The following is a 7657-nucleotide window of genomic DNA, read 5'->3' as shown; positions in this document are numbered from 1 at the left end:
CTGCCGGAGCGGCCGGCGATCATGATCGCCGTCATCAGCACCCCAAGCTCGCGCAGGATCAGCACGCCAACGAGGTCTACGACGAAGATATCGGCGCCGAAATAGCTGAGCTGGTAGGCGCCCTGCTGGGCAACGATGGCGCCGACGATCGCCGACATCAGCACCACCACCGGAATGGCGCCGACACCCATGCGATCGATCTGGTTGAAGATCGCCGCCGGGTTGACGGCATGACCACGCCCGAGTTTCATCTGTGCACCGCGGATGGTGGCGCCGAGGATGTTCATCGAGGCGAGGAAATCGTCGCGCATCTCGTAGACGCGCCGGCCAACCGCCTCCAGCGCGCGAATGACGATGTTAGGCGGCCGCGTCGGGCCGGATTCGGGTTCGCGCCGCACGGCCTCGCCCACCGCGTCGAGCAGGATCGAAGCGATCTCGCTCTGGCCCTGCATCTGGATCTTGACGCCCTTCTTCTCGAAGGCGCTGACCAGCCGGTCGATCAGCCAGGCGCCGGCGGTGTCCATCTTCTCGATCTTGGAAAGATCGAGCGCCAAGGTCTTGAAACCGCTTCGTTTCTCGATCTTGCGCATGTCGGCGTCGATCAGCGCGACAGTCCGTGTCGTCCAGATTCCGGAGAAAGCGCAGCCGAGAACGCCATCCTCCTCGCCGATCGCCACGCGCGGTTCGTGGTCAGCCTCCCCCGCGGTCGTGCCGCTTGCGTCGCGCTTGCCGATGGTCAACATGGCGTCCTGTTTAGCCTGACGGAACCAAGCTGTCGATTTGCCGACTCGCTCGTTCTCGCATAGCCGGAGCAGAAAAATATGGCGCGTGTCATTTCGGTTGAGGCCGAGCGTTTTCCGATCGCCGGAACCTTCACCATTTCGCGCGGTTCCAAGACCGAAGCTGACGTGATCTCCTGCACGATCAGCGAGGGCGGCCACGCCGGCCGTGGCGAATGCGTTCCCTACAAGCGCTATGGCGAGACCATGGACGGCGTCCGCGACGCGATCGAGGCCATGCGCGACAGGATCGCCGGCGGCATCAGCCGAACCGCCCTGCTCGATGCCATGCCGGCCGGAGCCGCCCGCAACGCCATCGACTGCGCCCTGTGGGACCTGGAGGCAAAGATCAGCGGAACATCGGTAGCGGATGCGATAGGTGCGGTTCCGTTACGGGCCCTTGAGACGGCCTACACGCTGTCGCTCGGCGAACCGGAGGCGATGGCGGCGCAGGCCCGCGCCAATGCGGCGCGGCCGCTGCTCAAGGTCAAGATCGGCGGCGACAACGACATCGCCCGCATCCGCGCGGTCAGGCAAGCGGTGCCCGACAGCCGCATCATCCTCGACGCCAATGAGGGCTGGAGCGACGACAATATCGTTGCGAACCTCGCCTTTGCCGCCGAACAAGGCATCACGCTGATCGAGCAGCCGCTGCCGGCCGGTCATGACGGCATCCTGCGCCACATTGCGCATCCGGTGCCCATCTGCGCCGATGAAAGCGTGCACGAGGCAAAGAACCTCGAAGCAATCGTCGGCCTCTACGATGCCGTCAACATCAAGCTCGACAAGTCGGGCGGCCTGACAGCCGCCCTTGTGCTGCGCGATCGCGCCCGCGAACTCGGTTTCGGCGTGATGGTCGGCTGCATGGTCGGTACATCGCTGGCGATGGCGCCGGCGGTGCTGCTCGCACAGGACGCCGATTACGTCGACCTCGACGGTCCGCTGCTGCTTGCCCGCGACCGGGTGCCCGGCCTTGTCTATCAGGGGTCGCTGGTATCACCGCCCGATACGGCGCTGTGGGGCTGAGCGCGCCGCAAGCCCGATCAGCACAAGGCCGACGATAGCGATCGGAATCATCACAAGGAACCCATCGACGCCGAGACGGTCGTAGAGCGGGCCGGAAGCAAGCGTAACAGCAGCCATGAAGAAGCCATTGAAGAAATAGGCGATGCCTTGCGCAGCACCGGTGCGCTCTTCGGAGACAGTCTCGGCGATCATTTTCTGCAGGCCGATCAGCACCATTGCGACAGACACCGAATGCAGCGACTGCACGGCGAAGAAGCCGGGAATGCCAAGACCGAGCGGCCATACCAGTGGAAAGATGATCCAGCGCACTATCGAACCGACGCCGGCGATCACCATCACTTTGACGACGGACACGGAGGCGAAAATGCGATTGAAAAACAAAAACATGCAGACTTCGCACACGACGCCCCAGGCCCACAGCAGGCCGACGACGGAATCGCTGATGCCGATCGATTTCCAATAGATGGAGACGAAGCCGTAGAGGAAGGCGTGGCTGGCGGTAATGATGCCAACGCCAAAGGTGAAGTAGAGGAAATAGGCATTGAACAGGCTAGGCGCGGCGTGCTGGATTTCTGCGGCCGACAGCGGCGAAGCCTTGCGCGGCCGCCCCATTCGCGGCGCAAACAGGGCTGCGACAAGCGCTGCGGCAAGCGCCACGAATATGATTACCGGCACGGCTTTGGCTCCGGCCGCCGCCAGGATGAAGCCGCCCACAACATTGGCGCAGAGATAGGAGATCGAGCCCCATTTGCGCATAGCGGTGTAATTCGAGCCGAAGCGGCGCACCCCAGACAACGCCAGCGAATCGGCCATTGGCGAATGCGGTGTCCAGACGATCGTCAAAAGCAGAGATACGGCCAGCACGATCGCGTAGGTCGCTGGCAGAAAATAGCCGGCCGAAATGGCCATCGTTGCCGCGACCAGCGCGATATAGACGTCGGCGCGGTCCTTCGCCCGGTCGGCAAATGCCGTTAGCATAGGCGTCGTCACGACGCGCAAGAACATCGGTGCGGCAAGGATCACGGCGATCTGTTCGGCGCCGAAGCCCTTCGCCTGCAGCCAGAGCGGAAAATAGGGCAAATGCGTGCCTTGCGACACGAACAGCGTCGCGAAAATCAGGCTCATGCGCAGTTCGAAATGGCGCGGCTTGACGAGTTGTTCGGGCGAAAGTGGCGGCAGGGACATGAATCGATCCAATCGCGCTGCACTCGGCCAGCGGCAGCGCGTATCGATCCCTTAACATGGGCGAAAACCGGGCGAAACCGGTTGGACTAATCGATTGATCCCGGAGCCTGCATAAGCTGAGGCGCTACGCCGCCTGCCCTACCCGGTCTTCGATGAGCAACGGTATAAACGGCTCGTCCGGCGCCTCGGGCAGCACCTGCGCCCAGGTTAGGATTTCCATCCGACCGTCAAAGTGCTCGACCACAGCCGTGCAGCTTTCCACCCAGTCGCCGGTGTTGATGTACTGGACATCGCCAAAATTCTCGATGACGGCATGATGGATGTGGCCGCAGATGACGCCGTCGACATGCGAGCGGCGCGCCTCGTCCGCGAGCATGGTTTGGAACGAGCCGATGAAGTTCACCGCCTTCTTGACGTTGACCTTGGCCCAGGAAGAGAACGACCAGTAAGGCAGCCCGAGCAGCTGGCGCAGCCGCGTCACCACACGGTTGACCAGCATGGCCGCGTCATAGGCGTGGTCGCCGAGATAGGCGAGCCAGCGCGCATTGTGGACGACAGTGTCGAACTGGTCGCCATGGATGACGAGCAGGTGTTTGCCGTCGGCGGTCTCATGGATGGCGCGGTCGGCGACGACGATGCCGCCGAAATGCACGCCCTGGAACTGGCGGGCGAACTCGTCATGATTGCCGGCGATGTAGGTGATGTTGGCGCCCTTGCGCGCCTTGCGCAGCAATTTCTGCACGACATCATTGTGGCTTTGCGGCCAGTGCCAACTCCGCCGCAACCGCCAGCCATCGACGATGTCACCGACCAGATAGATGATATCGGCGTCGTGATGTCTAAGGAAATCGATCAGGAATTCGGCCTTCGCCGCCTTCGAGCCGAGGTGGACATCGGAGATAAACATGCTGCGGAAAGTGCGGGGCTCTTGGCCGGACATCGCGATTTCACCGTTGCTTTCGCGAGAGGCTATGCCCCGATTCATGCAACAACCGTATGACGGTTGCGATTGGTCCAGCCGAAGGACTAGCTTGCGGCCGGCTCACAAGGAGAAAATCATCATGGATCTCGGTATCAGCGGGAAGAAGGCTATCGTCTGCGCTTCGAGCAAGGGACTTGGGCGCGGTTGTGCCATGGCGCTGGCCGAAGCTGGCTGCGACATCGTCGTCAACGGACGCAATGCCGAGTTGGTGGCGAAAACCGCCGAGGAATTGCGCCAGCGCTATGGCGTCACGGTGACAGAAGTCGTTGGCGACGTCTCCAGGCCCGAGATACAGAAGGCGCTGCTCGCGGCCTGCCCGGACCCGGATATCCTCGTCAACAACAATGGCGGACCGCCGCTTCGCGACTTCCGCACGCTCGATCGCGAAAAGATCCTCGAAGGCGTCACCCAGAACATGGTGACGCCGATCGAACTGGTCCAGGCTGTCCTCGACGGCATGGCGGCGCGCGGCTTCGGCCGTATCGTCAACATCACCTCGCTGTCGGTCTATGTGCCCATTCCCGGCCTCGACCTGTCGTCCGGCGCGCGCGCCGGCCTGACCTCGTTCCTTGCCGGCGTGGCCAGAACGGTGATCGACCGCAACGTGACCATCAACAGTCTTTTGCCAGGCAAGCTCGACACCGACCGACTGCGCGGGCCGCACGAGGCCGGCACCGTCGAGGACCCCGCGGCCGCCGCCGCGCGCAAGACTCGCATCAGCGCCGATGTTCCGGCCAAGCGGCTCGGCACGCCGGAGGAATTCGGCCAGATCTGTGCCTTCCTGTGCTCTGTCCATGCCGGCTATCTGACCGGGCAGAACATACCGGTCGATGGCGGTCTCTACGTCAGCGCCTTTTGATCAACTTGTCCGTGAAACTGCAGGAACCATCCGTCAGAAAATCGGCATAAGCATTTGATCGTTCACGACTTTCTACGCGCCGCTGGGTATTGCTGCCGGCGCGTCAATTAGCGTCGCGAAAAACCTCGGCTGCATGCTAAAAGGGAATCTCCAGGCAGATTTCGAGGGAGCGGCCGCATGGAAGGCGAGAGCAAAAAGACGGCACGTTCGGACCTCGATGAAGCCGCCCTCTACTTCCACAAGTATCCAAGGCCGGGAAAGCTCGAGATCCAGGCGACCAAGCCGCTCGGTAATCAGCGCGACCTTGCGCTCGCCTATTCGCCTGGTGTCGCCGCCCCTTGCCTGGAAATCCGCGACGATCCGGCGACCGCCGCCGACTACACCGCGCGCGCCAATCTGGTCGGTGTCGTCACCAACGGATCGGCCGTGCTCGGCCTCGGCAATATCGGCCCGCTAGCCTCCAAGCCGGTCATGGAAGGCAAGGCTGTCCTGTTCAAGAAGTTCGCCGGCATCGACGTCTTCGACATCGAGATCGACGCGCCCGGTATAGAACGCATGGTCGAGACGATCTCGGCGCTGGAACCGACCTTCGGCGGCATCAACCTCGAGGACATCAAGGCGCCGGAGTGCTTCGAGGTCGAGGAGCAGTTGAAGGCCCGCATGGGCATACCGGTGTTCCACGACGACCAGCACGGCACCGCCATCATCGTCGCCGCCGCCGTGCTCAACGGGCTGGAATTCGCCGGCAAGACCATATCTGGCATCAAGATCGTCACCTCCGGTGCCGGCGCAGCGGCCCTTGCCTGCCTCAACCTGCTGGTCTCGCTCGGCGCGCGGGTGGAAAACATCTGGGTCACCGACCGCTTCGGCGTCGCCTACAAAGGCCGCGTCGACGAGATGGATCGCTGGAAAGACCCTTATGTGAAGGACACCGAGGCGCGCACGCTGGCCGACGTCATCGCAGGCGCCGACGTCTTCCTCGGCCTGTCGGCGGCAGGCGTGCTGAAGCCGGAACTGCTCCAGCACATGGCGCCAAAACCGCTGATCCTGGCGCTGGCCAATCCCAATCCGGAGATCATGCCGGAAATAGCGCGTGCGGCGCGTCCCGATGCGATGATCTGCACCGGCCGTTCCGATTTCCCCAATCAGGTCAACAACGTACTGTGCTTTCCTTACATCTTTCGCGGCGCGCTCGATTGTGGTGCCAGCGCCATCAATGAGGAGATGAAGATGGCGGCGGTGCGGGCAATCGCAGCGCTGGCACGGGAGGAGCCTTCGGACGTCGCTGCACGCGCCTATTCCGGCGAGACCCCGATCTTCGGGCCTGAGTTCCTGATCCCCTCGCCCTTCGATCCGCGCCTGATCCTGCGCATCGCGCCTGCGGTCGCCAAGGCTGCCTGCGACACCGGCGTCGCGACAAGGCCGATCACCGCCTTCGCCGCCTATATCGACAAGCTGAACCGCTTCGTGTTCCGCTCCTGCCTGGTGATGAAGCCGGTGTTCTCATCCGCCAAGGCGTCGACCGCCAAGCGCGTCATCTATGCCGACGGCGAGGACGAGCGCGTGCTGCGCGCCGCACAGGTGGTGCTTGAGGAAGGCATCGCCGAGCCGATCCTGATCGGCCGCCCGCACGTCATCGAGGTGCGCCTGAAGCGCTATGGGCTGCGCATCAAGCCCGGCGTCGATTTCGGCCTGATTAATCCCGAAGACGATCCGCGCTACCGTCACTATGTCGACCTGCTGATCGAACTCGCCGGCCGGCGCGGCGTGACGACGGAGGCCGCGCGCACCATGGTGCGTACCGACAACACGGTGATCGCAGCACTAGCGCTGAAGCGCGGCGATGCCGATGCCATGGTCTGCGGCCTCGAAGGCCGCTTCGAGCGGCATCTGCGCAACGTCACCTTGATCATCGGCCCGCGAGCCGGCGTCAAGGACCACGACCTGTCGACGCTTTCCATGCTGATCTCGCAGCGCGGCATCATCTTCCTAACCGACACGCACGTCTCCGTCGACCCGACAGCCGAGGAGATCGCCGAGATGACGGTGCTTGCGGCAGAAGAAATCCAGCGCTTCGGCATCGAGCCGAAGGCGGCGCTCCTGTCGCACTCGGATTTCGGCTCGCGCGATTCGCCGAGTGCGCTCAAGATGCGGCAAGCGGCGGCGATCCTGGCGCGCATCGCGCCTGACCTGGAGTGCGACGGCGAGATGCACGCGGACACTGCCTTGTCCGAGCATCTGCGCCAGCGCGTTTACCCGCATTCGCGGCTGAAAGGCGAAGCCAATTTGCTGGTGTTCCCCAACCTCGATTCGGCCAACATCACGCTGACCGCGCTCAGGACCATGATGGATGCGCTGCATGTCGGGCCGATCCTGCTCGGCACCGACATGCCGGCGCACATACTGACGCCGTCGGTCACCTCGCGCGGCGTGGTCAACATGACGGCGCTTGCCGTGGTCGAGGCCGCCCACAAGGCGCAGGCGGTCGTCAATCTGGGCTGAACACGGATTTCGCGGTAAACTGCAGTTAACCGCGAACACGGTAGCCTTGCAGGCCAACGGGCGGGATTTGGGCAGGCGGAGTTTGGGCGGATGGCAAGCGGAGGGTGGAAGCAGGCGCATGCTGCCGTGCTGCTTGGCCTCCTGTTGTCCGCAACCTGGGGGGTAGCCGAGCCACGGGCCGCTTCGCGGGTCTGTCGCCAGTTGGAAGCCGATCTTGCCGCGGCCTCACGCGGCGGCGACGGTGGTCCGGCTATGATCCGGAAATATGACGCCGCCATCGCCAGGCAGCATGAGCAGATTTCGAAGGCCCGCAGCCAAGCGAGC

The 7657-nt window shown here is 63.4% G+C and carries 6 protein-coding genes and 1 pseudogene; 4 read left to right on the top strand and 3 right to left on the bottom strand.

The genetic code is table 11. The features are described 5' to 3' along the window. Positions 1-743 (bottom strand): ABC transporter permease (locus tag EN993_RS27480; protein WP_127265330.1); only part of this gene is annotated, 743 nt, incomplete at its 3' end. A 78-nt stretch (positions 744-821) separates the two neighbouring features. On the opposite strand from EN993_RS27480, the gene dgcA reads away from it, so the two are divergent. Further along, a complete protein-coding gene (dgcA, locus tag EN993_RS27475; RefSeq protein ID WP_127265329.1) occupies positions 822-1805 on the top strand; it encodes an N-acetyl-D-Glu racemase DgcA in 984 nt (327 codons plus the stop codon). On the opposite strand, the gene EN993_RS27470 is transcribed toward dgcA, so the two are convergent. Both EN993_RS27470 and EN993_RS27465 read right to left on the bottom strand, forming a co-directional pair. Then, complete coding sequence (locus EN993_RS27470) at positions 1776-2990, bottom strand: MFS transporter (RefSeq protein ID WP_127265328.1); 1215 nt, start codon at positions 2988-2990, stop codon at positions 1776-1778. The two genes, dgcA and EN993_RS27470, sit on opposite strands and share 30 nt — an antisense overlap. A 124-nt stretch (positions 2991-3114) precedes the next feature. Continuing rightward, entirely contained in the window at positions 3115-3930 is an 816-nt protein-coding gene (locus EN993_RS27465; RefSeq protein ID WP_127265327.1) for a UDP-2,3-diacylglucosamine diphosphatase, read from the bottom strand. Between the two features lie 121 nt (positions 3931-4051). On the opposite strand from EN993_RS27465, the gene EN993_RS27460 reads away from it, so the two are divergent. From EN993_RS27460 to EN993_RS37440, 3 genes and pseudogenes are all read left to right on the top strand, one after another. Next, positions 4052-4831, top strand: a complete 780-nt coding sequence (locus tag EN993_RS27460; RefSeq protein WP_127265326.1) for an SDR family oxidoreductase — start codon at positions 4052-4054, stop codon at positions 4829-4831. A gap of 177 nt (positions 4832-5008) precedes the next feature. Then, positions 5009-7333, top strand: coding sequence for an NADP-dependent malic enzyme (locus tag EN993_RS27455; protein ID WP_127265325.1), 2325 nt, complete (start codon positions 5009-5011; stop codon positions 7331-7333). Between the two features lie 90 nt (positions 7334-7423). After that, a pseudogene (locus tag EN993_RS37440) lies at positions 7424-7657 on the top strand (hypothetical protein); the annotation flags it as partial.

This window comes from Mesorhizobium sp. M7D.F.Ca.US.004.01.2.1 (assembly GCF_003997785.1).
Lineage (GTDB): Bacteria > Pseudomonadota > Alphaproteobacteria > Rhizobiales > Rhizobiaceae > Mesorhizobium > Mesorhizobium loti.
This window is presented reverse-complemented; position numbering and strand designations above follow the sequence as displayed.